Annotated in this window: 24 protein-coding genes; 5 read left to right on the top strand and 19 right to left on the bottom strand. The window is 48.0% G+C overall.

Annotated features, from left to right (window positions below):
• The first annotated feature begins 115 nt into the window (after positions 1 to 115).
• Positions 116 to 1,057 (top strand): hypothetical protein, encoded by a 942-nt coding sequence (locus KFF03_RS00725; protein ID WP_255858376.1) that lies wholly within the window; start codon positions 116 to 118, stop codon positions 1,055 to 1,057.
• A 13-nt stretch (positions 1,058 to 1,070) separates the two neighbouring features.
• Here KFF03_RS00725 and hemW read toward each other — a convergent pair whose 3' ends face one another.
• The 6 genes from hemW to KFF03_RS00695 all read right to left on the bottom strand — a co-directional run bounded on the left by hemW (position 1,071) and on the right by KFF03_RS00695 (position 5,732).
• Entirely contained in the window at positions 1,071 to 2,213 is a 1,143-nt protein-coding gene (hemW, locus tag KFF03_RS00720) for a radical SAM family heme chaperone HemW (protein ID WP_255858375.1), read from the bottom strand.
• Position 2,214: 1 nt separating this feature from the next.
• Entirely contained in the window at positions 2,215 to 2,625 is a 411-nt protein-coding gene (locus KFF03_RS00715; RefSeq protein ID WP_255858374.1) for a hypothetical protein, read from the bottom strand.
• A 68-nt stretch (positions 2,626 to 2,693) separates the two neighbouring features.
• Positions 2,694 to 3,314, bottom strand: coding sequence for an RdgB/HAM1 family non-canonical purine NTP pyrophosphatase (gene rdgB / locus KFF03_RS00710; RefSeq protein WP_255858373.1), 621 nt, complete (start codon positions 3,312 to 3,314; stop codon positions 2,694 to 2,696).
• A gap of 163 nt (positions 3,315 to 3,477) precedes the next feature.
• On the bottom strand, positions 3,478 to 3,936 hold the full coding sequence (locus tag KFF03_RS00705) for a DUF4426 domain-containing protein (RefSeq protein WP_255858372.1): 459 nt from the start codon (positions 3,934 to 3,936) through the stop codon (positions 3,478 to 3,480).
• A 21-nt stretch (positions 3,937 to 3,957) separates the two neighbouring features.
• Positions 3,958 to 4,551, bottom strand: a complete 594-nt coding sequence (gene metW, locus KFF03_RS00700; protein ID WP_255860806.1) for a methionine biosynthesis protein MetW — start codon at positions 4,549 to 4,551, stop codon at positions 3,958 to 3,960.
• 17 nt (positions 4,552 to 4,568) lie between these two features.
• Positions 4,569 to 5,732 (bottom strand): homoserine O-acetyltransferase, encoded by a 1,164-nt coding sequence (locus KFF03_RS00695; RefSeq protein WP_255858371.1) that lies wholly within the window; start codon positions 5,730 to 5,732, stop codon positions 4,569 to 4,571.
• Between the two features lie 150 nt (positions 5,733 to 5,882).
• On the opposite strand from KFF03_RS00695, the gene KFF03_RS00690 reads away from it, so the two are divergent.
• Entirely contained in the window at positions 5,883 to 6,242 is a 360-nt protein-coding gene (locus KFF03_RS00690; protein WP_255858370.1) for a hypothetical protein, read from the top strand.
• Positions 6,243 to 6,250: 8 nt separating this feature from the next.
• Here the strand turns inward: KFF03_RS00690 and KFF03_RS00685 are convergent, their stop codons facing one another.
• From KFF03_RS00685 to KFF03_RS00675, 3 genes are all read right to left on the bottom strand, one after another.
• Positions 6,251 to 6,742, bottom strand: a complete 492-nt coding sequence (locus KFF03_RS00685; RefSeq protein WP_255858369.1) for a DM13 domain-containing protein — start codon at positions 6,740 to 6,742, stop codon at positions 6,251 to 6,253.
• Positions 6,743 to 6,828: 86 nt separating this feature from the next.
• Positions 6,829 to 8,049, bottom strand: coding sequence for a threonine/serine exporter ThrE family protein (locus tag KFF03_RS00680; protein WP_255858368.1), 1,221 nt, complete (start codon positions 8,047 to 8,049; stop codon positions 6,829 to 6,831).
• A gap of 34 nt (positions 8,050 to 8,083) precedes the next feature.
• Positions 8,084 to 9,070: a LysR family transcriptional regulator gene (locus tag KFF03_RS00675; protein ID WP_255858367.1), complete on the bottom strand. Its 987-nt coding sequence runs from the start codon at positions 9,068 to 9,070 to the stop codon at positions 8,084 to 8,086.
• 81 nt (positions 9,071 to 9,151) lie between these two features.
• Between KFF03_RS00675 and KFF03_RS00670 the strand changes: the two genes are divergently transcribed.
• A complete protein-coding gene (locus KFF03_RS00670) occupies positions 9,152 to 9,826 on the top strand; it encodes a type 1 glutamine amidotransferase domain-containing protein (RefSeq protein WP_255858366.1) in 675 nt (224 codons plus the stop codon).
• Positions 9,827 to 9,868: 42 nt separating this feature from the next.
• Here KFF03_RS00670 and KFF03_RS00665 read toward each other — a convergent pair whose 3' ends face one another.
• Both KFF03_RS00665 and ilvA read right to left on the bottom strand, forming a co-directional pair.
• A complete protein-coding gene (locus KFF03_RS00665) occupies positions 9,869 to 10,621 on the bottom strand; it encodes a 1-acylglycerol-3-phosphate O-acyltransferase (protein WP_255858365.1) in 753 nt (250 codons plus the stop codon).
• Positions 10,622 to 10,832: 211 nt separating this feature from the next.
• Positions 10,833 to 12,362: a threonine ammonia-lyase, biosynthetic gene (gene ilvA, locus KFF03_RS00660; RefSeq protein WP_370647424.1), complete on the bottom strand. Its 1,530-nt coding sequence runs from the start codon at positions 12,360 to 12,362 to the stop codon at positions 10,833 to 10,835.
• 111 nt (positions 12,363 to 12,473) lie between these two features.
• On the opposite strand from ilvA, the gene rpiA reads away from it, so the two are divergent.
• Complete coding sequence (gene rpiA / locus KFF03_RS00655) at positions 12,474 to 13,145, top strand: ribose-5-phosphate isomerase RpiA (RefSeq protein ID WP_255858364.1); 672 nt, start codon at positions 12,474 to 12,476, stop codon at positions 13,143 to 13,145.
• 162 nt (positions 13,146 to 13,307) lie between these two features.
• The gene (locus tag KFF03_RS00650) at positions 13,308 to 16,247 is read left to right on the top strand and encodes a YdbH domain-containing protein (RefSeq protein ID WP_255858363.1); all 2,940 of its coding nucleotides are present in this window, start codon (positions 13,308 to 13,310) and stop codon (positions 16,245 to 16,247) included.
• 79 nt (positions 16,248 to 16,326) lie between these two features.
• On the opposite strand, the gene KFF03_RS00645 is transcribed toward KFF03_RS00650, so the two are convergent.
• The 8 genes from KFF03_RS00645 to KFF03_RS00610 all read right to left on the bottom strand — a co-directional run bounded on the left by KFF03_RS00645 (position 16,327) and on the right by KFF03_RS00610 (position 26,631).
• Entirely contained in the window at positions 16,327 to 19,818 is a 3,492-nt protein-coding gene (locus tag KFF03_RS00645) for a hypothetical protein (RefSeq protein ID WP_255858362.1), read from the bottom strand.
• 228 nt (positions 19,819 to 20,046) lie between these two features.
• Complete coding sequence (locus tag KFF03_RS00640) at positions 20,047 to 20,964, bottom strand: AgmX/PglI C-terminal domain-containing protein (protein WP_255858361.1); 918 nt, start codon at positions 20,962 to 20,964, stop codon at positions 20,047 to 20,049.
• Complete coding sequence (locus tag KFF03_RS00635; RefSeq protein WP_255858360.1) at positions 20,961 to 21,467, bottom strand: biopolymer transporter ExbD; 507 nt, start codon at positions 21,465 to 21,467, stop codon at positions 20,961 to 20,963. Before KFF03_RS00635 ends, KFF03_RS00640 begins: the two co-directional genes overlap by 4 nt.
• A gap of 2 nt (positions 21,468 to 21,469) precedes the next feature.
• Complete coding sequence (locus KFF03_RS00630; protein ID WP_255858359.1) at positions 21,470 to 21,976, bottom strand: biopolymer transporter ExbD; 507 nt, start codon at positions 21,974 to 21,976, stop codon at positions 21,470 to 21,472.
• Positions 21,977 to 22,009: 33 nt separating this feature from the next.
• On the bottom strand, positions 22,010 to 22,678 hold the full coding sequence (locus KFF03_RS00625) for a MotA/TolQ/ExbB proton channel family protein (protein ID WP_255858358.1): 669 nt from the start codon (positions 22,676 to 22,678) through the stop codon (positions 22,010 to 22,012).
• 16 nt (positions 22,679 to 22,694) lie between these two features.
• Entirely contained in the window at positions 22,695 to 22,976 is a 282-nt protein-coding gene (locus KFF03_RS00620) for a hypothetical protein (RefSeq protein WP_255858357.1), read from the bottom strand.
• 18 nt (positions 22,977 to 22,994) lie between these two features.
• Entirely contained in the window at positions 22,995 to 23,807 is an 813-nt protein-coding gene (locus KFF03_RS00615; protein ID WP_255858356.1) for a M48 family metallopeptidase, read from the bottom strand.
• The gene (locus tag KFF03_RS00610; RefSeq protein ID WP_255858355.1) at positions 23,788 to 26,631 is read right to left on the bottom strand and encodes a tetratricopeptide repeat protein; all 2,844 of its coding nucleotides are present in this window, start codon (positions 26,629 to 26,631) and stop codon (positions 23,788 to 23,790) included. The genes KFF03_RS00615 and KFF03_RS00610 overlap by 20 nt, the downstream gene beginning before the upstream one ends.

The raw sequence follows: 26,631 nt of genomic DNA, 5'->3' as shown, positions 1-26,631 counted from the left end.
CCCACATTTCTGAACAAGAAATGCCACTAAGAGATACCCGTTTCGGGTATCTCGCTCTGCCAAATCCAGCTATCCTGTATTGATTCAATTGCATTCTTCAGTGGATCCTCAGGCTATGTCCATCACCACTCGTATCATCGGCTTATTACTTTTTTTCGTATTGAGTGCACACGCGCCTGCGCAACCAGAGACAGGATCAAACCAGCCTGCAGAATTAACTCAACATGCGGTCGCAGAAGCACAAATTGAGCAACTGGATAAACCGCTCTACAGTGCTTTTACCGAGCGTTACATCCTGGGTGAGGTTAAAGACCTGCGACAGAGCATTGCCGATGTTCGTCTGGAGTTAACCAGCAAAATTATTGATAAAGAAATTGAGTTAGCCGACCGTGCGTTAACTTATGCCACCGATACCGTTACCTATTTCTTTTATCTGTTGGCTGGTGCGTCGTCATTGCTGGTAATTATTGGCTGGAATTCATTGCGGGATGTGAAAGAACGGGTTGGTTCCTATGCCAACGAGGAAATCAGCCGCATTACCGCATCGTATGAAGAACGTCTGGAAAACCTGGAGAAAGAATTACATCGCAAGTCACGCCACATTAAAGCCGCTCAGGAAGAAATTGTATTAACCAACGAAATTCATTCACTGTGGTTAAAAGCCTCACAAGAAAACAGCCCACAGAATAAAATTTCGATATACGATCAGATTCTGGCGCTGCGCCCGGAAGACCTTGAAGCTCTGACCTACAAAGCCGATGCAGCGTTATTACTTGGGCAAACCGAATGGGCAACCAGTCTTGCGAACCGGGCACTGGAAATTGATCCGGAAAACAGCCATGCCTTTTACCAACGTGCCTGTGCTTATGCCGAATCCGGTTTTGTTGAGGAGGCGTTACGTGATTTGGCGGAGGCGATTCAGCGTTCTGAATCATTACGTATTCAGGCTGGCGTGGATGCCAGTTTTGATAGCCTGAAAGATAATGAGCAGTTTAATGAGATGGTGTTATTGCAAAAGCCGGAAGAAAGTAACGTTATTATCACCGACGATATTTAGGGCCTGTTACACCTCAATCGGTTAAAAACAACGCCAGCAATTCATTTAAATATTGCTGGCCTTTTTCAGTCGCATAAATGCGTTTATCAATATTCAACAAACCCAGCTGTTGGGCTTTAGTGATGGGTTCAGCAACCGCATCCAAGGATAAAAAGGTTCGTTCTTCAAAATCGTCCACCGCAATACCTTGCCGCAGTCGCAACGCATTCATCAGACATTCCAACCCAATATCTTCCGGCTCAATGGTTTGTTTTCCGGCCAAAAAGTGTTTATCCGGATTCAAATAATCCTTCGGTAAACGGGTTTTATTCGTGCGCATAATGGTATTGGCTTCAGAGAGTGTCACTTTACCGTGAGCACCGGCGCCGATGCCAAGGTAGTCACCAAACTGCCAATAATTCAGATTGTGCTTCGAGGCTTTGCCAGGCTGGCAAAAAGCCGAAATTTCATAATGCTCAAAGCCGTGTTGGGCCAATAACTCCAGCCCCGCTTCTTGTATATCCCATAAGGTGTCGTCTTCGGGTAACAATGGTGGGCGTTTATAAAATTCAGTATTGGGTTCTATGGTTAATTGATACCAGGACAGGTGTTGCGGTTCAAAATTGAGTGCCGTTTTCAGGTCGTCTATGGCCTGTTCAATAGTTTGTCCGGGCAAGCCATGCATTAAGTCCAGATTAAAATTATCAAAGCCAGACTCTCGCGCCAGACGAACTGCATTCAGAGCTTGCTCTCGATCATGTACCCGCCCGAGTTTTTCCAGATGCTGCGGCTGAAAGCTCTGAATACCAATGCTCAGGCGATTAATGCCCAGCTGGCGATAACCGGCAAATTTTTCCGCTTCAAACGTTCCTGGATTGGCTTCCAATGTGATTTCGATATCATCCGCAAAATGCAGACGTTTTTTTAATTCGGAAAATAAAGTCTGATAGGCAGACACCGATAATAAACTGGGGGTACCGCCACCGATAAAAATACTTTGGATATCACGTCCCTGTACCCAATGAAGATCCTGTTCAAGATCCGCCAGCAGTGCCTGTATATACTCCCGCTCAGGCAGTGTTTCATCGGCTTTATGTGAATTAAAGTCACAATAAGGGCACTTACGAATACACCAGGGTACGTGAATATAAAGGCTGAGTGGCGGGAGTATGAACATGTTAAGCGGTTTTCTGAGCAGCGGCTTCTTCTTCCGCTAACGCCAGTACATCAAGAATGGATTCAACCTTGGTCGCCCAGGCATTTTTTTCATGAGTCAGCTGGGTAATATCCTGCTTTAACTGTTCCACTTCGTTAATAACGTTTTGTTTTTCTTCCATTAATTGCGCTTTTTCATTTTGCAACACTTCGATGGCGTCTTGAAGTTGTTGCTTTTCGTGTTGTAACGCCTGAACTTCCTGTTGCGTAGTTTCCAGCTCAGAGCGCAATGATAAACGCTCGGCATCACTTTCAATCAGCTGGGCATTGGTGTTTTTCAGCTGATCTTTTTTATTGCCCAGTTCGCTTCTCAGCTCTTCAACCGAGCTGATGGTGTCTAAAATTTTACTTTCAAGTTTTTCTAAAATATCCAAAATACAACTTCTTTTCTAAGATATTAATGCATGTTTATTTATGTGTTGTCTGACATGTTGATTGAGGCTTAAAGCTTAATGTCAGCCATCAGTTTTTGCATGGCGGTGCCCCGGTGAGAAATCCGGTTTTTATGTTCTTTGCTTAATGCCGCAGCGGTGCACTGTTCGCTCTCGACAAAAAATAACGGATCGTAGCCAAACCCTTCGTGACCTTCCGGATTTAACACAATACGGCCTTCCCAGCTTCCCTGAAAAACCTGCGGCGTTGAATCATTGGCATGGCGCATATAAACGAGGACACATTGGAACCGTGCCGTACGTTGTGCGTCAGGCACCTCCTTTAAAGCCTGTAATAACATGGCATTATTGGCGGCATCCCCCGATTCTTCTCCGCGATACCCTTCACGCTGTGCATAACGGGCACTGTAAATACCCGGCGCACCGTTAAGGGCATCCACTTCAATACCCGAATCATCGGCTAATGCAGGTAAGCCCGTTTGTTGTGCGGCATTGCGCGCTTTCAGGATGGCATTCTCTACGAAACTTAAGCCATTTTCTTCTGCCTCTGTCACATTAAAATCATTCTGAGGAATGACTTCGATGGCTTGTTCAGAAAAATGGTTGGCAAACATGGCCGAGAACTCTCTTAACTTACCGGCATTGCCGCTAGCGAGGACGATTTTTTTCATATTTAAAACAGACCTTCCGGTCGACTCTGGTGTTTATTTTCTGACACGCGGTAGATACATCCATGTACGCTCGACTGCCACATCCCTGTGGCAGACGGTCAGAAAACAAACACCAGATTCAACCGTTAAACTTTGAAGAAGAAAATGCGTAATAAGAGAAGGGTTACTCTTTATAAAAACGCTGGCTGAATTTCACATCATAACTGCGCGACTGACCATCTGGCGTAGCCTGCAAGTTAATGTGGTACATATCGCCATCATCAAAACGAAACGTGCTGATGTAATACACCGCATTGGTTTCTTTAATTTCTTTAAATTCAAGCTCTTTTGATTGGCCAATTAAGTTGCGCAGCTGACCGGTTACCTTGCCAGTCACCGGCATGGGTAATTCTGAATTTTTATCATTTTTCAGAATCGAAATACTCAGGTACCCCAAAGAGCCGGAACGGGTGATGCCATAAGCTTCGGCAACATCTGGCGTTAAAAACGTTGAGTTCAAGCCAATGTAATGAACTTCATAATCGCCGAACACCTGTTTTTGTTCACCACGGTCTGCAGCCAATGCGAATGAAGCCATCAGGCTTAACATCAGAGTCAGCATCAGATTTTTGAGAATATTCATGGTTGATCTCCTCATCGATTGTTATTTGCGGGTAATGTGATACACCGCGATTTCTCCCAGCATGGCTGGCCATAACCGAATCGTCCAGTGTTGCTTATGCTCACCATCGACAACGGTCTTTTTAAGAATTTTAATATTTTTTTCGCGACATAAAATTTCAAAGTCACGGAAGGTACACATGTGAATATTTGGCGTGTCATACCAGTTATACGGTAAGGTTTCTGACATCGGCATACGGCCTTTAAACATCAGATAAAAACGCGTGCGCCAGTAACCAAAGTTAGGGAAGGTCACAATCGCTTCATTACCGATACGCAACATTTCATCCAACAATAAATCCGGGCGCTCAACCGCCTGTAACGCCTGAGTCATGATGACGGTATCAATGCTGTTGTCTTCAAAATTGCGCAAGCCGTTATCTAAGTCTTGCTCAATCACATTCACACCGTTACGGATGCAGGCGGTGATATTGTCCGGATTAATTTCCAGGCCATAACCACGCACATTTTTATGCTGTTGCAGGTATTGCAGTAAAGCACCCTGACCACACCCCAAATCCAATACCTGACTGCCGGGCTTTACACCACGCTGAATCAGCGCGTGATCGTCACGCAATACGTCGTTAGCAATATTCATGACTGACCTCCAGCCGTTGGTATGTCAGCAGCCACACGCTCCATATACGCCGAAAAAATATCCAGATAACGTGGAATTGGCAGTAAAAAGGCATCATGACCATTATCGGATTCGATACAGGCATAACTGACGTTTTTATCGGCATGCATCAAAGCATCAACAATTTCCTGCGAGCGCTCAGGAGAGAAACGCCAGTCTGTGGTAAACGACACCACCAGAAAATCGCATTGCGCCTGACTCAGACATTGCACCAGATCGTTGTCGTAATCCGCCGCCGGATCAAAATAGTCCAGTGCTTTGGTCATCAACATATAGGTGTTGGCATCAAACCGGGTAGAAAATTTTTCGCCCTGATAATGCAGGTAACTTTCGACCTGGAATTCCGGCGCAAAACTGTAATTTAATTTGCCTTCTTTCAGCTCACGGCCAAACTTCTGCTTCATCGCATCGTCAGACAGATAGGTCAGGTGACCTAACATACGGGCCTGCATCAAACCGGTTTTCGGAATGGTGCCATGCTCCAGATAATGACCATCGTGGAACTCCGGGTCTTTGGCAATCGCCTGGCGCGCGACTTCATTAAAGGCAATATTCTGCGCAGACAACTTGGGGGCCGATGCAATCACAACCGCATGACGCAAACGTTCAGGGAACTGAATTGACCAACGTAATACCTGCATACCGCCCAGGCTACCACCAACAACGGCGGCCCATTGATCAATCTCTAAGACGTCTGCCAGCCTGGCCTGTGCATTCACCCAATCCCGTACCGCCACAATCGGGAAGTCCGGTCCCCAGGGTTTGCCGGTTTCCGGGTTGATGCTGGTCGGCCCGGACGACCCTGCACAACCACCCAGATTATTCAGCGCTACGACAAAAAAGCGATTGGTATCGATGGCTTTACCCGGGCCAATGGCACTGTCCCACCAGCCGGGCTTTTTGTCCTCCATGCTGTGGTAACCCGCGGCATGGTGGTCGCCGCTTAACGCATGGCAAATTAACACGGCATTGGAGTGATCGGCGTTCAGCTCACCATATGTTTCATACACCAGGTCATAACTGGGTAACACCCGGCCGCTGCGCAGTGTCAGTGGCTGATCAAAATGATGGACTTTGGGAATAACCAAACCAACAGAATCGTTGGGGATTTGTTCCGGCATGACTCAGCAATCCGTACAAAGAAAACGCTTAAGTTTATCAGGCAACCGGAATGATGTAGAGGGTTTACGGCTCGAGACAAGCGATCAGTGTTGGATACACTGTCTTATCAGCGTTACTATGAAATCAACGCAGCTCGGCGGAGAATGGTGATGGCTTATCAGCAACTGATTGGTGTGTATAACGCCGAAGGTTCGATACTGGGAGAAGTTCGTTATGTTGTTGGCAAACTGACCGGCAGCCGTGAGTGTGCTTTGTGTGATATCAGCCACCGGCTTGCCTGGGAAAAAGACAGCTTTTCCACCTTCAAAAATAACTTTCCGATTCCTTTTTTTAACCGCCATCTGGATGAGCTGGAACCCGAACAGCTGACCCTCGCGAAAGACCGCGCTCCCTGTGTATTGGCATTGGATGAAGAAGGCTGGCAGGTGGTGGCCACCAGCCAGCATTTGCAGCAATGTGAACGTTCGGTTAAACGCTTCAGTGAACTGATGTATTCACTGCTGGATTAATTACGAAGCTATTTGTTACGGAACTGGGCGGCGGTAATAAACTGGCCAAACGACTCACACCAGACAATCGCCGTAGTAAAGTCTTCCAGATTCACCGATTCATCCAGCGGCAAAATAAAGCGGTCGAAGGTTTTAATATTGCCAACCGGCGTCATGGTTGACTTCAAACGGTTAAAATCGGCTTCGGTTTCGACAAACTCCGGCGATAAATACAGAATATAATCTGGCCCTGGTGCCAGCTCACCGTCAAAGGCAATAAAGTCGCTACCGACCCGTAATTTGCCTTCTCCCCAATGCAAAAAGTCACTGTCTTTTAAATCACGTTGTACATCAGCCACATATTCGGTGCTGTTAAGCTTTTGCATCATAGCGATATCTGATGGCGAATCGGGCGCGGTCAGAATAGGTAACATATAAATACCTAAAGCAAATCCGATAAACCCAACACCACCATGAGTGGCCAGTAACAATAAGCGATTAAACCATGCATTGGCGAACATTCTGTTTAACTCCTTCGATCCGTATACCCAGAACACTATAGACTACCCAGATCAGACCACCCAGATCATAAAAAGTGCCCTAAGTATTACAGATTACGGCGTGGCGGCATCAGCACATTGGCAAAAATCAGCCCGGCAATCAGCGACATCAGAATCAGAAACACCTGAGGGCCAATCGCCACCTGATTCAGCATCACCTCACCGGACACCATGGCATTTAAACCAATGTACGCTTTGCTGCCCGGCACCAGAATCACAATGCCTTGTAGCAGAGCAATTGAAGCGGGGGCTTTCATCCAGCGGGAATACAAATTGGCGTACACACCCACCGCCAGTGCGCCAAAAAAAATACCGATTGAGCTGGTGAAATATAACATCGCCACTTCGGCCACACTGTAAGCAATCACTCCGGCCAAAACGCCCCACAACATGTCTTTCAGACGGGCACGGAAGATAAACGCCAGTGATAACGATAACAGCGGCACTCCCAACCAGTGCACCCAGGGAGCGACGGCGACCGGCTCAACAAATGCCACCGAACCAAAAAAGGCGCGGCCCAGCGTCATGCCCAACACAGCACCAAAATACAATTTGAACAACAGCATCATGGCGTCCATCACCCGTGCCGTGCCAGAAATCAGATCACGGGCCGCCAGTTCGGCCAGGCCAATGGTGAGTGCCAGCCCCGGTATAAAGACAATAATGCCCGACAGAATCACCACCGGAATATCAATACCGGGGTCCACTAACGCCACGGCACAACCACCAACACCACACAGAATGGCTGCCAACGGCTCCAGCATATCGGCCATGCGTGTTGACCGTTCAGCAAGGTACACCAGCCCGTACACCAGCAGACCAAACAAAGCTGACCACAGCACATTATTCCAGCTGCTTTCCATTAACATGGCAAAGCCCATCGCCACGGTAGCGAATGAAGCGCCCGTCAGTAACGGCCCATACGGGTTCGGCCGGGACTGAATATCCGCCAGGCGCTGCATCGCCTCAGCCAGATTCCGCTGGCCACTGGTCAGTTCATCCACCAGCTCGTCACAACGCGCCAGTGACCCCAGATCCAGCTCCCCGGGATTCACCCGGGCAATGTGGTTATATTCCTGCTCATCATCGTGATTCAGCACAAACGTCATGGTGGTTGGTGTAATCAGGAAATATCCGGTCACCCCCAGATTGGCGGCGACATTCTGCAGATGACTCTCAAGCCGATAAGCCGGGGTGCCAAATTTATGCAGCGCTTTGCCAAGCTGAATAATAAAACGACGTTTTTCTGTAAATTCTTCAGTGCTCACAACATACTTCTCAAACGTGCAGACCAGTGGCCTGCTATTCCTGCCAGTCGGCAAAATGATCCAATAAATACTGGATGGCTAACCGCGCTCTGGCGGGTAAAAAGCGACGATTAGGATAGACCACCCAGCTGTTAATTCCCTGATACCAGTATGGTTCCAAAACCGGAGTTAATAGCCCTTTCTCCACCAAAGGCTGCAGATTCCGTTTGGGCATATAAGAAATCCCTAAGCCACACTCACAGGCGTGTACCAATGCATGCTGGTTATTCGTATGAATGCGGCCAGCCACTTTCACCGTTAACACCCGCTCCGCTTCCTGAAACGTCCAGTGGTCGTTGTTATACACACATTGATGATGGCGCAGGTGGTCGGGGTGTTTTGGCAAACCAAAGCGACGAATATATTCCGGGCTGGCGGCGGCCATCATGGAACGTTTCACCAGTTTGCGAGCCACCAGACCCGAATCCTGTAACTGTCCGAAACGAATAGCAAAGTCGAAACCGCTCTCAACAAAATTCACAATGTGGGTATTAAAGTCGAGCTGCAAACGCAACTCCGGATGTTGTTGTGCAAATGCCACCAGCGCAGGCATCACATGCGTTTCTGCAAAGGTGCCTGCCAGACTCACCCGCAATACACCACTGAGCTGGTACTGCTGCGATCCCAGTTGTTCATTCGCTTGTTGCAGACCGTTTAATAATTCCCGGCACTGCTGATAATACTGATTACCCGCTTCGGTCAGGCTCACCAACCGGGTGGTACGTGCCACCAGCGCCGACCCCAGGCGTTGCTCTAAACGCGACACCTGACGACTGACATGGCTGGTGCTACATTCCAGCTCCCGTGCCGCAGCAGAGAAGCTTTGTTTCTCCGCCACCGCAACAAATTCAACAATACCTTCAAAGCTATCCATGATGCTTCGCTCTTCTTTATAAGACTTTTGTCTTTGCCATACAGCAATAATGATTTTCAGGTTAGCCCCATTATCACCATTACAGCAAACCAATACTATGGTCGTCATTGCGAAGCGCCCCAAACAGCAGCACCCCAAGCAGCGCACTTCGCTACTTAAAGAATCATGTTCTATACAGAGGAATCTGAGATGAAAAAGGTTTTAATCCCGGTAACGAACCATGCCACCCTGGGCACTACCGATCAGGCAAATGGCACCTACTCACCGGAGCTGACACACGTCGTTCATCTGCTGGATGAAGCCAATATTGGTTACGACATCGTGTCGATTCTGGGCGGTAAAGCACCGATCTACGGCACCGACCTTGAGAATGACCCGGTGAATGACCAGGTGCTGGCCGACGACAACTTCACCAGCCGTATGAACAACACCATTCCGGTAGCTCAGGTGAACATCGACGACTATGACGCCATCTTCTACCCAGGCGGCTTTGGTTTGTTATCGGACCTGGCAGAGAACAAGCAGGTGGCGGATCTGGCAGCAGCGCATTACGAAGCTGGCGGTGTTTTAGCAGCGGTGTGTCATGGTCCGGCGAGCTTATTGCCAATCACCTTATCTAATGGTGAAAAGCTGTTAGCCAATAAAGAAGTGACTGGTTTCACCCGTGAAGAGGAAGTCGACTACGGCACCATCAATGACATCCCATTCCTGCTGGAAGAGTCTCTGGCTCGTACCGCCGCAAAATATTCTAAGGTGCAGCCATGGGGTGAGTTTGTCATTGAAGATGACCGTGTGATCACCGGTCAGAATCCATCCAGCGCACACGCTGTTGGTAGTGCACTGGTTAAGGCATTACAGGCGTAATCACATAACCAGTCTGTTGTAGCGATCAGCCTGTTACAACAATCAGCCCACCTCAGCAGTGGGCTGTTTCATGGGTGCCATTGCGGCAATTTCAGCATCCAGTTCATCAATGGTGTTTTGCACCAGCGTATGGCAATGATCGGCCAGCGCTCTGACGTCCTCTTCGCCCATGCCCTCGGTCGAGATTGGGTCCAGATATTTCACCAGACACGTACCTGACTTCAGTCGGCCCGGGTCGATATTTTTATCGCTGCTGGAAAATACGACCGGCACAATCGGCAAACCCGATTCAATCGCCAACGCAAACGCGCCCGATTTAAACGGCATCAAACCACGGCCACGGCTGCGAGTGCCTTCGGGAAAGATATAGACCGAGCATTTTTTCTCTTTCACCTGTTTGGCAACCAGCCCCATGGTTTCCCACGCTTTGGCTTTGTTCTTGCGATTAATAAACAAATTGCCCGCCAACCAGAAAGCGGTACCAAATACCGGAATGTACTTTAACGTGCTTTTACCCAGATACGCCGTATTGGCTGGCACCTGAGCCGTCACGGTAAATACATCCAGGCTGTCCTGATGATTGGAAATATAAATCGCTTGCTGATCGTCGCTCAGCGGATTACGGCGCACAACCTTAAAACGCAGGCCCAGCAGATAACGCCCCAGACTGAGAATCCAGGACCCTTGTTGATTGTTTTTGCGATGAAATGGACGCACTAAACATAAAATAACCACGGCGCCACAGGCAATCAGAAAATACGCGGTTAACAGCAAAACTCGGAGATAAAACAACATAGCATTCTCGTTATTATTATTCAGGGGTTACAGACACATACGGCTGCCGACTCCCTGGCTGTCATCATTTTGTCATTATTTGGCTTTATTGGTCGTCAGGCAAGTTTCTGACTCCAACTCAGTTGTGCCAAAAAAGAAAAAGACAGGCTAAAAACCTGTCTTTTGTATCTTTTTTAGAATTGGTATCGCCAGCACGGCCTCAGAAGCAGGCTTATCTCAGAAACAGTTGATAGGCCTCATTCTGAGTTTCATCCCAGAAACGATAGCCCAACTCATGTAAATAACCTTCCAGCTGTGGCACCTTATCTTCTGGCACCTGTAAACCAACCAATACCCGGCCAAACGCCGCGCCGTGGTTACGGTAATGAAACAGTGAAATATTAAAGCGCTTACCCAGTTTCTTCAGAAAGTTCAGCAGCGCGCCAGGACGTTCCGGGAATTCAAAGCGGTACACCCGCTCATCATTCACACTGCCCGGTGCATGGCCACCCACCATATGACGGATATGATATTTGGCAATTTCGTTATCGGTAATGTCCATCACCGGGTAACCGTGAGATTGCAGCTCATTCAATAATTCCTGACGCGCATTCCCTTCGGCGCCGACTTTCACACCGACATAAATACGTGCTTTGTCGTCATCGCCGTAACGATAATTAAATTCGGTAATCGGACGTTTCCCCAACAAGCTGCAGAACTTCTGGAAGCTGCCCGCTTCTTCCGGAATGGTCACCGCCAGAATCACTTCCCGACCTTCACCAATTTCTGCTACTTCGGAGATATAGCGCATGCGATCAAAGTTAACGTTGGCACCGCTGAGAATGGCCACCAGATTCTGGTCTTCGCAGGTTTCACGCTCAACGTACTTTTTCATCCCGGCTACAGCCAGAGCACCCGCCGGTTCACACACGGCACGGGTATCGTCAAAGATGTCTTTAATCGCGGCACAGATTTCATCTGGCGTAACTGTGATGCACTCGTCGATATGGTCTTTACAGACTTCCCAGGTGTTCTCACCAATCTGAGCCACCGCTACACCGTCAGCAAAGATACCAACCTGATCCAGGATTACCCGCTCACCTTCGGCCATTGCCGCAGCCAAACAGGCCGATTCGGTACTTTCTACCGCAATTACTTTCACTTCCGGACGCAGCGCTTTGATATAGGCAGCAACACCTGCCGCCAGGCCGCCACCGCCCACCGGCACAAACACCACATCCACCGGGTTACGCATCTGGCGCAGGATCTCCATGCCGATGGTGCCCTGCCCGGCAATGGTTTCCGGATCGTCATACGGGTGGATATAGGTCATGCCTTTTTCATCCACCAGCTTTTGTGAATAAGCAAACGCATCATCAAAAGCATCGCCGTGTAACACCACCTTGGCACCGCGAGCTTTCACCGACTTCACCTTAATTTCAGGTGTGGTGCGTGGCATCACAATAGTGGCTTTAATGCCCAGCTCTTTCGCCGCTAACGCCAGACCCTGAGCGTGATTACCGGCCGAAGCGGCTACCACACCGGCGGCTTTTTCGTCTTCAGTCAGCTGCACGACCTTGTTATAAGCACCGCGAATCTTGAACGAATACACCGGTTGTTCATCTTCACGCTTCAGCCAAATCTGATTGCCCAAACGCTCACTGAGAAAGGTGGCAATATGCAGCGGCGATTCAATGGCTACGTCGTAGACACGGGCGCTGAGTATTTTCTTCAGATAATCGTTGAGCAATGGATTCGACATGAGTAGGCCGTTTTAACAGAATTTTTAAGAACTTTTGTGTTTTACAGAGGCATTGTAACCCATCAATGCATATAATTCGCGAATCCCAGATTTGAGACTGAGCAAGAGATTATGAACCAGGATGAATTAAAACGTGCCGTTGGCCAGGCCGCCGTTGACTACATTCTTCCCAAGCTGGAAAAAGACAGCATCGTGGGTGTTGGCACCGGCTCTACCGCCAACTGCTTTATTGATGCCTTAGCCGCACACAAGCACGATTTTGAAGCGGCGGTTGCCAGCTCAGAAGCCTCGGCCCAACGCCTGAAAGATCACGGCATCGACGTTTACGACCTGAACCAAGTCGCTGGCTTTGATTTCTATATCGATGGCGCTGATGAAATTAACCACAACCTGGAGATGATCAAGGGTGGTGGTGCGGCACTCACTCGGGAAAAAATTGTTGCGGCGGTAGCCCGTGAATTTATCTGCGTGGCCGATGAGAGCAAACTGGTGGATATGATGGGGGAATTCCCACTGCCAGTAGAAGTGATCCCGATGGCGCGTTCTTATGTTGCTCGTGAACTGGTGAAGTTGGGCGGCGACCCGGTTTACCGTACAGGTGTGGTAACCGATAACGGCAACCATATTCTGGATGTGCACCACCTGCGTATTGCTTCACCGATGGAACTGGAAGAAAAAATCAACCAGATCACTGGCGTAGTCACCAATGGCTTATTTGCCCTGCGTCCGGCGAACGTTTTATTACTGGGCACCCAGGACGGTGTTAAAACCATTACCAAATAATTCGTGCAGCGATGTATTTGATCACTGAATAAAGAGGCTGTTTTCAAAAGCAGCAACAGGATGTTGCGACCGCCCGGCAGGCATAGGGATGTGCCTTCGGGGCGGCGGCTGAAAATAGCCTCTTTATTTAGTCAATAACGATAAATAATTAAGGGAACAGCAATGAAAAACTGGCTAAAAATATTACTTACCGGTCTTTCTGTTGCCTTACTCAGCCTTTCCCTGTTGCTGCTTTTTTTACCCTCGCTATTAAAGCCGTTACTGAACAGTGGGTTCAGCACCGCACTCAATTATTTTGGTATTCAAAACAGCGAGATAGAAGTCAGCCACTTCAGCTGGCACAGGCTAACCGTTCGTTCGCTGTCGGTGCCACTGCCAGACGGCAGTTTATTTGCTTTAGAAAATTTATCGCTGAGCTATTCACCTGGCCAATTAATCAGCGGTGAATTAAACACGCTGGAACTTGATGTTGTCTCACTGAACCTGGCCGACGAAACCGGAGAAAAACTCGCGGGGGCTGCCGCCGCAGGTGCGGGTAAGGCTGCAACCAATGTTATTGAAACCACGCCCGAAGTAGCCATTCCAGCCTTTAAACAATGGTTACAACTGCCACTGGAATCGTTATCGATTCATCAGATTAATATTCAGCATGCCAGCGTCAGTACGGCGTTACAGGCGCAGGTGACACCACAATTGTGGCGTGTATGGGGCGATGCTCAGCTGGACAATATCCCGCTCCCCTGGCAATTAGAAATGCAGCTGCAAAACAGCGGTGACCTGTTAATTATGCTGTCCGAGTCCAGCCAGCTATTAACCCAGCTGTACGGCAATATTGATCAGGATGAAGCCGGTAATACGCATATTATTTTAAATCAGCAATCCGATCTTAAAGCGATTAACGAACGACTGCTGACGGATTTACCCGTCCATATTCCGTTAACCACGATGCAGTCTCGCAGTGAAATTCAGCTACCTCCCGTGGTGATGATTCCCAATGGCATTGATTTAACCTCGGAAATTACGGTTGAAACGGATGCCGGGCCATTATTAACCGGCTCTCAGTCTACAAAGTCGCAATCCACAAGCCAGCAACCCACAAACCCGCAGCCCGATCTGACGTTGCACTGGCAGTCTGGAGAAATTACGGCGGCCATTCAAAAAGCGGCAGATGCACCACTGTCATTGCAGGTTTTCAGTCAGCATAAAATAAAAGCGGATGTCGCTGGCCAAAGCTATTTGATTCAACAGCAAAATAACCAACCCTTATTAACAACGAGTTGTAATATTGGCCTTACCGGCTGTCAGCTGCAGTCGTTGTTATCCTGGAATATCAATACCGATCAACAACAAGCCAACATCACTCTGAAGCCTGAACTGGAGTGGCAGCAAGAGAAAGGTGTCAGCGGATTTTTAATCGCAGGCATCGACGCAGAACAAAATAATCCGGCCTGGCCTCAGGGCCAGTTCAGCAGCCAGGGGCGTTTTGATTTTTCATTACAAAATAATGGCGATTGGCAACTGACATCAGAGCATGGCCTGCGTAATACACTGGCGTTGGAAGCAATAACACTTAAGCCAACCGACAGTGCACCTGATGAAAAAGAGTCTGATAAAAACGCAGCCACTCAAACAATTCAACGGTCTGAACTAACACGTCAACGATCCGAACTACAGGTATCCGAACTGCAATTAACCTTGCTGGATCAGCTCGATATTAAACACCAGCAACAAGTGTTGTCGTTTGAACCCTTAAGAGTGGCGCTGAAACCCTTCTCCGCGGAACTCAGCGAACAACTGTCATCCCGCCAAACCTCCGTTGCTACGGTGAATATCACCAACAGTTCGGTTGAGTGTTTGCCACAAATCACCCGCAACCTCAGCAACCATAAAGCGGATATTCACTGCCAGCTATCACTGGCAAGCACGCCCTCGAATTTTCAGCAGTGGCCGATTCCGGATATGAGTATCCGTGGGCCATTAAACCTGACACTGCCGTTAGAACAAGAGACATCGCAGCCGCAAGCATCCGATAAACCCACAGTTATAGATGCAGAGCTGGTATTTAGCCTGGCCGATCAGGCGTTACAGTTACGTTCTCATATTAAACACGAGCAACAAGCGGGTGCTCAGCTATCATCCGGCTCCATGCAATGGCAACTGCAGGACACGCCGTTAAACTGGAATGCATTAGGACTCTCCGAACTGACCAATCTTACCAAGCTGCAGCTATTAAATGGTTCTCTTTCTGGCCAGGGCTGGCTCGACTGGCAACAAACGCCTGACCAGCAATGGCAATTAAAACCAGACTTCATGTTGCGTTTTGATGAGTTGGCTGCGACCTATGACAACAGTATCTCATTGGAAAACTGGCGCGGATTATTTGCCATTCGCCGCCCACTTAATTTCACCGGCACGGATTCGGACACGAATTTCAACGATTATATAATCGATGCACAAATTGCTGGCGAAAGTGTGAATACCGGTATTCAGTTGTCGAATATTCTGGCGCGCAGCCAGACGCGTATCCCAGCGGATTTATCCTCTGCATTAATCGAAGTGTATGAAGTCCACACCGAATTATTAGGCGGCCGAGTGCGACTGCCATTAATGAAGTTTGATACCCGTAAAGATGTGAACGCCTTTGGCATTGAGGTGGATAATATTCAACTGAGTGAACTGGCCAAACTGGAGCCCAATGCCGAAGTGGAAGCCACCGGTGTACTCGATGGTGTACTGCCCATTGTGATTACTCAGGCTGGTGTACAAATTCCCGGTGGCAATTTATTCGCTCGTGACCCGGGCGGCGTGATTCGTTACAACAACGCCACCAGCCAGGCATTAAAATCATCCGACCAAACGGTTGGACTGGCGATGCAATTATTAGAAGATTTCCATTACAACCAGCTGGAATCCGGAGTGGAATATCAGCCCGATGGTGAGCTGAATCTGGCGCTGCAATTTCAGGGCAATAATCCGGAATTTTTTGGTGGCCAGGCGACGCATTTAAACGTTAATCTGGATTACAACCTGCTCGATTTATTAGAAAGCTTGCGCATTAGTAATGATTTAATTCAGAAGGTTGAAGAGAAATATCAGCTGTAATTATTTTTCTGGAATGTTTTTTTATCATTAAAAGACATAAAAAACCGGCACTACGCCGGTTTTTTGTGCTTTTTCACTCTTACCGTGGCGCGCCCTGATCCAGCCACTCGGCAATCAAACGCAACTCCGCCGGAGATAATGCATTTTTATAACGCTCACGTTGCTCCTCGGTTAAATCAACCGGACGGAAGAAGCTGTGATCATCGTCCCCATCGTTATCGAACAGGTCAAAGAAGTTGGCACTGAGCACCGCGCCGTTTTTATTCATCAGAGACTGTGTATAACAAGTGAAGCAGTCGTTCTCTGGTTCAATAGAAGGAGGCGGCAAAATACGGCGACAGCTGGCTGGGTTCACCGTGCTGTAACGGTTCAGTAAATACATAAAGGGTGTCCAGTTACTGAATAACCGATCGTATGTGATTGTTGTACCGTCAGAACTTCCAGCACCTAATAGGCTCAGTTCAATAAAGACACGATTTATTTTATCGAGGATCGGTTCAATATGATTGTCATAACGCGCATCAATCACACAGTCATCCTGCCAATTCGTTTCACAGCTGACGGTGGTGGGTTTTTCAGTGGTCAGCGATGACATCGTCACAGCAACCGCATCCGCTGCATTAGCCGTCCACGGATTGTTATAAATCAGATCACCACGAAGACGTTTATTATCAGGCTGATGACGTGCCAGAGTCTGCGCCATGGTTTCACCCACTCGTGCAGTTAAGTCGCTGGTCACACCCGGCCATTGGTTCGTAGCAGCTCCGGCATTGGCACCTGTATTGTCTTGCATCGGCACCAGGTCGCCGTTATCACTGAAACCGATATAGTGCTGCACCTCACCTTCAAGCACCGTGAAGTACTGGTTGCTGCGGGCAAAGTTCTGGTAGCGGTAGTCACTGCCTGCCATTTCATTTAAGGCTTTGCCATATCGATTCACCACTTCCAGTGTCATACGAGCAGTGGAAGAGCTGGCAAACAACACAGAGCCATCCGGTTGAACCGGCACATATCCGGCAATATCAAATTGTTCGCTACCCACACTGCGTTCAACCAATACCCGAACAAAACGGGCGCTGCGATCAACCATGGGGGATAACGTTGGGTTCGCCAGAGTTGTAATGCCCTGCTCGCTCTGATCATTCAGGCCTTTTGCGTAAATAGAGCGGAGATGAATAATACCCACCCCCTCATCAACGGGTTCATCGACATCAACGGTGATATTGAGCGTTGCCTGAATCTGATTACGACTCAGCGGGCGGACGCTTTCATCGCCGCCAAGCTGATCGTCGTTATCGATATCCTGGTTAGCCGCAACCAAAGTCAGCGTAAAAGATTCCATGTGGTCTGCTGCCAGATCTATAGTGATGCTGTTACTGAGCACGTCATCAAGTTGCCAGCTGTTATCAGCAGCCAGCAAACTGGCATCCTGAACAATTGCCATCGGTGGTAAACCGCTGACCTTCATACTGGTGAAAGATTCACTGCCATCGGTGTCGTTCAGGCGATGACTGACTTCGACACGAACGGTTTTTTTATTCTTACTATTATCACCGTCATTGCCATCATCGCCTTCACTCCCATCAAGGCGTTTTACGCTTAACGACGGCACGTCGGCAACAGCATAAATCACAATGTTCAGGCTGCCGTTGTAACTCCGGCTTTTATCATCGGCATCACCAGGGCCATTGGTGTTCACAAACGTGGCTTCAGTTTTTAACACCAGATCATCGGCAGAATGTGTGATGGGTGTCAGTTTCAGCGATGCTAACTGAGCAGCGCTGACCTGCCAGCGGCCAGCGCCTAAATCCGTTGCCGGTGCCAGCGTCACCCCTGCAGGCACATCGGTAATCACCAGCTTGGTCAGTTGAGAAAAGCCGGTTATTTTTGTGGTATCAAAACCAAACACCAGCGTGTCATCTTCGTTAATGGTGAAGTCACCACTAATCGATTGACCTGAAGCATTGGTATCTGGTGTATCCGGATCGCCAGTGTCTGGCTTACCGGTATCAGGGTCGCCGCCTCCTGGTTTATCCGTATCTGGATCTCCGCTCCCAGGCTTATCGGTATCAGGGTCACCATTGCCCGGTTTATCCGTATCAGGATCGCCGCTGCCTGGCTTATCCGTATCAGGATCACCGCCACCTGGCTTATCCGTATCAGGATCACCACTGCCAGGCTTATCCGTATCAGGATCACCACTGCCTGGCTTATCCGTATCTGGATCGCCACTGCCTGGCTTATCCGTATCCGGCTTATCAGGATCAGGGGTTACCGGCGGCTGAATGGGTTCGCCAGGCGGTAAGGCGTCAAACGGTAAACCGTTATTTTCGTTCGGATAACCTAAAACCACTTCGCTATAAATACGGCCAACTTTGGCACGGAGTACCGGGCGTCGCGAATTTTCATTGGCATCAAATACCCAGATGCCATAACGCGGATCGACGTTCTCCAGATTTTCTCCGTTTTCACATAAGCGAACGGTACGACCTTCATTTTTATAACACTGCGACCAACTCACCAACATGCGGCTGCTACCATCACGATACGGCCAGAAGGCACTGTACCAACCCAGGGTACTGGTGGTATTGGATGACGGTTCGGCGTTATCCGATGTCAGCGAACGACCACGTAACTCTTCATACTGCGCCTGCACTTCAGCTGCCGGGCTTTGGTCTGCCGACGCTGACGGGGCATTCTTATTGCCGCTAAATTCGATAATCTGACCACCGGCAAGCGGAGAATTCTGAGTACCAGACAACGCCATTAAACGACCAGCGCGCCCCTGAACCAGGCCCGACAATTGTTGAGTTGGCAACGAAATCTGATTGGTTAACGGCTGTAATGATTGTCCGTCAGCATTCAGTTTCATTAACTGTGGTTGTTTGGCGCGCTCGAATGGGTCGGTCATGCCGGATACCAGTGCTGCCGACATGGATGGCTCTGCAGCGTTCTGGCGAGTAAACACAACATTGCCACTTCCTAATGCCGTCACATCAACATCCTGTTGCTGGCCTTCGGTGATTTGAGTCAGACCGGAGCCATCTCGCTCCATAATGTAGAGATGCGTACCGTCGTCTGTGGTGGAACGGTCTGAGGAAAAAATAATACGGGAGTTGCTGTATACCGGGGCAGTATCGTTACCTGCATTGGCGCGATCGTCATCACGAATAATGCGTTGTAATTGCTGCTGTTCAAAAGCATATTCATAAATATTCCAGCTCTGCCCTTTTTCAGCCCGGGCACTGAACAGCAGATATTTTCCATCATTCGAAACCGTCAGGTCTTTTGCATCGTAGTTGCCATCGGGAAATAGCGTATTAAGAATTTCCACCGGGGCCGCGTCAGAATTCAGCGCATTATGGACGATCAGTTTCGACCCGGGAAAATACTGCTGTGGCTGAGAAGCATCACGGAATACCGGCTCGCCATCACGATACACGTAGGCAAATGGCGTATTATTAGCCGCAACCGCTTCCTGATCTCCCGTTTCACCGGCACCCATACAAGCAGACAATGCCACAGGTAACAGAGGAACCAACCATGTTTTTTGCAGAGTTAATTTTTTCACAGCAACAACCCAGGCGCATTTTTACCAATGCACAACATTCAGAGTAAAAAATAAATGACAGCACCCTGAATATTATCATCCGACCTGTTTCCAATACTGTGACACAGGTTGAAGAGTTTTTATCGAAGAATTAAAAGGCGAACAGAAAAGGACACTATTTAAATTATCTGGCGTATTCTTACGAACCCAATACGCCAGGGCCTGTTAACAGACCCTGGATAAGTAGAATTATGACGGCACAAAGGTGAAGGTATATTGCACAGCGGTGGCAATTACACTTTGCTGGCCAAACTGAATAAGGCGTATTTTATCCAGCATCTTTTGCTCCAGCGGCTGGTTATCCAGTTCACTGCTTTTTATTTTAAGTTTGGCAACTTCACCATTCGGTAAAATCACAAATTCAAAAATAAAACGTCCATTCAGCTCGGGGTTCTGTCGTAACGCTTTCGTGTACAGTGCATAAACAGAACCTTTATGGCGCTCGAGTGTACGACGAATGCTTTGCATGTCACGACGACTCTCTTGCTCTGGCTCGTAATATTCATTTTCGGTTGGCAAATCAACGGCCATAATCGGGCTATCAATGGTGCCAGACTCATGTCCACCTAACTGCAATGCCTGGCCATCAACGGATAACTCACTGCTTGCCAGACCACTGCTGCTACTGAGCGCATTTTTTTGCCCTAACAGGGAACGGCTGCTTTTTTGAACTTTACCGCTTTTGGCAACCAGTACATTTTTTTTCTGGCGCTTGGGTGTATTGGCTTTACTGCGCAGTGCGGTTAATTGTTGAGTTAATGCCTGCAGATCTGCCCGTTGTTGCGGAGCCGCCGCTTTTTGTTCTTTATCTGATGGCTTGGGTTTTGGTTTCACTGCCTGAGGTTTTACCGGTTCTGGCTCCGCTACCTGCTCCACCAACTCGGGCTCGGGTTGATCAAGAACCAGCTTAGTCACTACTTTTTTCTCAACCTCGACGTCTCCGGTGAGATCAGGCAATAACGGCATGACCAGCATAAAAGCCATGACCGGAATAACAATACGCTTCACCAACTTTTGATAACGGCTGGTTTGTTGCTGATCTTCATGCCATGGCAGGACAATATCCAGCGCCAGGTGATCCAATGGTTTTGCCGTTGTTTCTGTCATTCGTTTGCCACCTGCACAACGCCACCCACAACCTGATTAACGGCCAGCGCAATATCGCGGAAATTTTCCTGAGAGCAACTGGCCATCACACTGCGTAAAATTGCATAAGGGACTTCCTGATCCCCCAGAATAGTGACTGAACGCCCATTCTTTTTCTCAAACTCGGACAACTCACCACGCTCGGTGCTTTTCTCCTGCAGCACTAACATCAACTCATCCACAGCTTTGCCATCCGCAGCGATGACGGTATCAATCGAAACCACCGGCACATCATCGATCTGGATATCGTTATTGGTGACAGTAATTAACAGGTCATTGGTGAACGAACTTTTCGCCTGAGAATCCGGCAGGGTAATAAATTTTGCACTTTCAATTTCCTGGCTGTCACCACTGTTCATCAACAGGAAAAAAACCAGAATGGTAAAAATATCCATCAAGGAAACCAGGTTAAGACCCATGGTTTTCTTTTTTTCTTCGCGTTTATAAAAGGTTGTTGCCTGCATGATTATTTTCCCTTTTGTTTCGCCGATAAATCGCCGAGCGATATTTCAGGGAATAATTCAACATCAACCAGGTCCGCAGCAATCACGGTTTGATACGATTTAACCGTATCCATGGTATTGATCAGAGTCTGATATTCTAATTCTTTGCCTAACATAATCAGGGCATCACGCTTATCACTGACCTGTTTTTTCAGTTCCCGCAAGACCAGCGAAAGCGTCTGGAAGTCATACTGACTCTGTTCGTTTTTAGGAATATCTTTGATCAGAGTACCGGCCGGGAAATACACACCCATACCGTTTTCACGCACCTGAATTTCAAGCTGAGACTGATCCAGTGATGTGGTTCCCGGGCCGCCGTTTAATTCCGGCAGATTGATTTCCATGACGGTGATTTTAGTAAACGTCATGCTCATCAATAGCACAGGCACCAATACAATCATCAGATTCATAAAACTGGTGACGTCAATATCGGCAGCATCGGTATTCGAGCGTTTAATTTTAAAGCTCATTGGATTAACTCCTTGCGCTTAACCCTGACCGATTCAGCCCAGCTGTGACTTCGGCATACCCGCTTCAATGGCGCGGTTCAGCGTCATCACATTCAGAAACTTCACTCCGGCCATTTCAATGCTGCCAATAATGGCATTGGTTTTATTGGTCAGAATCGCATGGAAAACCAGCAGAGGAATGGCCGCAATCAAACCAAACGCCGTGGTATTCATCGCCACCGAAATCGATTCTGATAACAGACGGGATTTTTCCGCAGGGTCAGCGCTGGCAACCGCGGTAAACGCAGCGATCAAACCGATGATGGTACCCAGCAGGCCTAAGAGTGTTGCCACATTCGCCAATACCGCCAGGTAGCCAGTGCGCTGCTCAAGACGTGGCACAGATTCCATCATGCCTTCGCTCATCGCCTGCTCAACGTCGGCGCGCATTTTTGTCACTTTCATCATGTCCAGGCCACAGCCAATCATGCGCGATACCGGCGCCGTATTATCACGAGTAAACAAGGTCATTTTTTCATGATCATCGGTGCGTAATAACGGCAGGAAATCATCAAAGGCTTTCAGGTTTCTGACCTTTTCCTGCTTCAGAAATCGCCAACGTTCAATGGTGATAGCAATACCTATCGCAAACACCAGTGCTATCGGATAAATAAAGAAGCCACCCTGCTGGAAAAAAGTGACAATGGCTGAGAAAAATTCCATAAAAACCTCTGTACCCTTATTGTGGGTTACGACCTTCTAAATTCATTTCGTTATAAATACGCATAGAGCGCAACATTACTTCGCGATCAACGCTGTCGATGCTTTTTTCATATTTATCTTCCTGCTTCTGATACAGTTTGTCGGCACCACCTGGCCCTTTCCAGGGCACAAAATAACTCACCGCCGGCTGCTCTTTATCACCAACAAAGCTACTTTCCAGTTTTATCGGTTCCTCTGCTTGTACTGGCATCACAAAAGCCAACATCAGCATCATCAATACGATTATTTTTCCGGACATACCTGACACCTGATTTAATTATTCCGTGGCCGCTTGCTGCAAGAAACGACTCGGACTGGTTTTTTGCCCAATATCACTATCACTCACCCCGGTGCGCTGAGCCAGATTCTGAAGCCAGGCAAAGTCCTGGGGATCAACGTCTTTTTCAAGAAACATATACGCTTCCAGATGTTGCTGCGCTTCCACTTCTTTATTCAGGTAAGCGTCATACAGCATGGCCAGGTTATAGTGCGCTTCGGGAAAATCCGGCCATAACATCAGTGCTTTAGCCAGGGTGTTTTGGGCGTTGAAATAATTCCCCTGAAGACGCTGAACCTGAGCCAGCAAGGTATACGCATTGACATTATTAGCGTTCAGGCTGAGTGCTTTTTTAAGATATTCCTCTGCCTTTGAATATTGCTGATCACGCAATACCAGTCGTGCTTTCATCACCCAGGGGCCGGACAATTGCTGATCATTTTTAATGATGACATCGAGCTTTTGTTCAACCGTGGTGAAGTCTTCTGCACGCCAGGCTTTTTGTGCTTCCAGAAATAACAGTACGGAACCTTTATTAACCTGAGTTTTATTGAACAGATACGGATTTTTTTGCGGTGAATACGCCAGCCACTGACCTTGTGCATCTTTTTGCTGAACAGGCAGCGATGCCTCAGTTGAAAGAATTTCCAGCTTGCCATTATGGGCTGCAGGCAGTTCGTCTTTAATCACACTGGCACTTTGGTTGTGCTCTGCAACTGACTCTTTCGTTTGATTGGTTGCACAACCTGCCAGGCAAGCCGAGATCGACAAAGCCAGCAAGCTGGCTGTTAAATTAACGGATTTCATCGCCATAGTGTGCTACCTGTTCGGTTCGGTCAAAACGCAACGGAGATAATTCACGCATGGTGTCAAAGCTCTGTTGAATCCAGTTGTTGTAATGCCCTTGCCAGGCCAGTTCAAGATTTGCCATGTAGTAGTCCTGAGACAACTGTTGTAATGGCTCAGACTGCTGCTGGAATATTTCGGTAAACAGGGCTTTGTCGGCTGCCGACAAACTTTCCGGAGTGGGTGCCGCTAACAGCTCATCAGCAAACTTTTGATAGAGCTTGCCCAGTGTATGGTTAGACTGGCTGGTAAATTCCAGAATGCCGTAATCGGCTGCACCGCTGTACCAGGTTTGCGCATCTTGCAGAAACTGATTTTTACGGGCGATACTTTTCTCAATCGGCAGGCGCAGTTTGCGGCGGTTGAATTCCCAGGCAAAATAATCACCATATTTTGTGCTTGCCCAGGCACCCAACCACTGACTACGTTCGGTGCGTTGATCTCCGGCTTTTTTATCAGCCTGAACAATGCGTCTTAACCAGAACAACTGACGGTTATAATCTTTTTGCTTTTCGTAAAGACTGGCGAGTTTATAGCGTGCTTCCATACGGTTATCGAATGGCTGCTCGTACTTGTGAGCGTAATCACGATAATAAGAGATGGCTTTTTTATCATCGCCGGTTTTTTCCGCCAGCCCTGCGGCAATAAACAAGGCTTCCTGTTTTACCCCGGCATCAGGGTCGTTATTAAACAGATATTCGTATGCCAATAATGACTGCGGCCAGTCTTTTTTGCTTTCATAGGCGAAAGCCAGTTTACGTGGAAACTCTGCAGACAAAGTATGTTTTGGGTAAACCGATTTCAGCTGTTGTAATTCTGCAATCGCTTCATCCCAGCGCTGATCGGCCAATAACATCGAGGCCGCATCGTATTGTGCAACCACACGGGTATCGGTATCAGGAGCCAGTGTTTTTAACGACAACAGTTGAGGAATTGCTTCGTTTATTTTTTGTTGTTGTTTTAATATTTCAGCATGCTGATAAACCGAAGTCGCAATGTTATTACTCGCCTGACGATATTCTTTGCTGGCAGGCTTCATCAATTTTCGTTGCGCCTGATAGTTACTGGCTGCCAGAGAATACTGCTTCAGGCTGAAACGAGACTGAGCCAGAATACCAAAGGCTGTTTTTTTCAACTCGGTATTAGAGTTTTCAGCATTTTCTAACAAGCCACTGGCAACCTTAATGGCCCGCTCATATTGTTTCAGATCAAACATCGCTTGTGATGCATTGGTTAAAACGGCAGTTGAACGAACGTCCTCATGGAAAACTTCGGTAAACTTCAACATGCTTTCTAAAGATGCAGCACGCCATTGATTAATATCATCACGACTGGCCTTATTATTTTCCAGCGTTTCGATATGTGCCTGGTAGGATACGATAGCGGCATATCCAGCTTTGTTGGCGAGTTTATACTCAACCTGAGTATCAGCGCTCTGCGGGTAACCATAAGCCACCTGCTGATAATCGCTGGCTGCCAACCCATATTGCTGGTTTTCAAACTGGGCTTCTGCCTTTTTAAAGCGTATTTCGGCGTTGGCTTTGTCAGCCACAAATAAGGTCAGATAACGCTGATAAAAGTCTGTTGCACTCACCAGCGATTTTTCACCCAGCTCAGATAAATGCGCTTCTTTGGGTTTCTTTTTATGTTGTGCCAACGCCTGCTGACCCTGGCTGTGATAATGACTGGCCAGTTCGACGTAATAGCCTTTCAGGTCGTTACGAATGTCATCCTGTAGCTGCGGGAAGCGTGCATAATAATCACTTTCAGGGCCGTATTGGTTGGCGTAGATTTCCTTCTCTTCCAATACCAGTTTCGGAAATGCGCCTTTAACGTACACGCTGATTAACTCAGTATGAAAACGACTGGTACGTTCACGCATAGGAAAACGATCAATAAATTCACGATAGGTAGCGGCACTGTCGGAATAGAGATTTTTCTTCAGATAAAAACCGGCCAACTGCTCATACAGACGCCAGACATAGGCACGGTTTTTTAATTGTGAGACATCACGTATGGCTTCTGCGCCCCCCAGATTCACCAACGCCAGACTCATACTATGTAAGGTGTCGTCGATCAGCGATTGTTCAACATTATTCAGCTCTGCGGTACTGCCATCTTCCTGGTGCAATGCGTTCAGCACCCAGGTAAATTCTTCCAGGGATTTATCAAATGCACCTTGCTTATATAAGGTCCAGGCGAGCATGTAGTGGGCGTTATTATTCAGTGACGCTTTATTATATTGTGCTGTTTTACGATAAGCTTTTTCAGCCTGAGGGTAACGGGCTGCATTAAAGTGCAGGTCACCCATACGGAAATACACTTCAGGCATGTGCTCATAGTCAGGGTGGAACTTTTCCAGGCGGCGCATCATGGTGAGCGCATTATCCGGTTGCCCTTCAATATCATAGGCTTTGGCCAGCTGATACAACACTTCAGCGTTGTCCGGACTGTTTGGGTATTTCTCCAGAATATCGCGATAGCTGGCGATGGCGTTGCGATAATACCCCTGCGCCGGCGGATTATTCGGGTTAGCTGAACGCGCATCACTTTCCTGCATATGCACACCGGAAATACGTCGTTCGATCTGCTCTTTAATATAGTCATCATCGACCAGACCAAGAATCTCCTGGTACTGATCACGGATCTGTTGATGACTGAGCTGATCAATTTCAACTTCTTGTAATTCTTCCGTTTCAACCTGATTCAGACTGCCAATCGTGCCCTGCGAACTACAGGCCACCACAACAGAGCCGATCATAGCCGGTAACAACAGACGTATTTTCAGCAT

Source organism: Bacterioplanoides sp. SCSIO 12839 (assembly GCF_024397975.1).
Lineage (GTDB): Bacteria > Pseudomonadota > Gammaproteobacteria > Pseudomonadales > Oceanobacteraceae > Bacterioplanoides.
The sequence above is the reverse complement of the archived record's forward strand: the minus strand, read 5'-3'. Positions and strand labels throughout refer to the sequence as shown.